This is a genomic window from Streptomyces sp. SID14478, from assembly GCF_010548525.1.
GTDB lineage: Bacteria > Actinomycetota > Actinomycetes > Streptomycetales > Streptomycetaceae > Streptomyces.
On sequence record NZ_JAAGMG010001338.1, the window covers coordinates 1 to 1,254 of the forward strand.

Consider the following 1,254-nt stretch of genomic DNA (forward strand, 5'->3'; position numbering starts at 1 on the left):
TCCGACGGCCTGGTGTTCACCTCGCGCCTGTCCCTGCAGACGCACCCCTGGCTCGCCGGGCACGCGATCGGCGGCGTCGTCATCGTCCCGGGCACGGCCTACGTCGACCTCGCCGTCCGGGCCGGCGACGAGTTCGGCCACGGCGTCCTGGAAGAACTCGTCATCGAGGCGCCGCTGGCACTGCCCGAGCGCGGCGGCGTCCGCGTCCAGGTCGCGGTGAGCGGACCCGACGCGACCGGCCGGCGCACCGTCGACGTCTACTCGCTGCGCGAGGACACCGCGGGCGAGGGCGGCACCGGCCCGTGGACCCGGCACGCCACCGGACTCCTGTCGGCCGACCCCAGGCCCCCGCAGGCCACGGCCGACTTCACCACCTGGCCGCCGCAGGGCGCCCAGCCCGTCGACGTCGAGAACTTCTACGGCGACCTGACCGAGCGCGGCTACGCCTACGGCCCCGCCTTCCAGGGCATGCGGGCGGTGTGGCGGCGCGGCGAGGAGGTCTTCGCCGAGGTCGCCCTGCCCGACGAACAGCGCGAAGAAGCAGGCAAGTACGGCATCCACCCGGCGCTCCTCGACGCCGCGCTGCACACCAACGCCTTCGCCAATCCGGACGACGACCGCAAGGTGCTGCCGTTCGCCTGGAACGGCCTCGTGCTGCACGCCGCGGGCGCCTCGGCGCTGCGCGTGCGGGTCGCGCCGTGCGGCCCGGACGCGCTGTCCTTCCAGGCCGCCGACGAGACCGGCGCCCCGGTGCTGACCATGGACTCCCTGGTGTCCCTGCCGGTCTCGGCCGACCAGCTCGACGCCGCGGCGACGGACGACGGCCGAGACTCCCTGTTCGGCGTGGAGTGGACCGAACTTCCCCCGGCCCAGGGCCCGGTGACCGCCCCCGCATGGGTGCCGGTGACCACGGCCGAGGACGTCGAGGGGCTGCCGGGCGATACGCAGGCGGCGGTCCTGAAGGCCGTCGGCGGCGACGGTGACGACGCCGTACTCGCCCTGTCCGTCCGGGTGTTGGGCGTCCTGCAGGCCTGGCAGGCCGCCGCGGACGCCGAGCGGTCCCGCCTCGTCGTCGTGACCCGGGGCGCGGTCCCCGCGGGCGACGGCGTCGTCACCGACCCGGCGGGCGCCGCGGTCTGGGGCCTGGTGCGTGCCGCGCAGGCCGAGAACCCGGACCGGATCGTCCTGATCGACACGGACACCGAGGAAGTGGCGGGCGCCGTCCTGGGCGCGGCCCTCGCCGCCGACGAGCCG

The 1,254-nt window shown here is 75.8% G+C and carries 1 protein-coding gene; it reads left to right on the forward strand.

Annotated elements, in window-relative coordinates; genetic code table 11:
- Window positions 1-1,254 (forward strand): polyketide synthase dehydratase domain-containing protein (locus G3I40_RS42165; protein WP_203645806.1); only part of this gene is annotated, 1,254 nt, incomplete at both ends.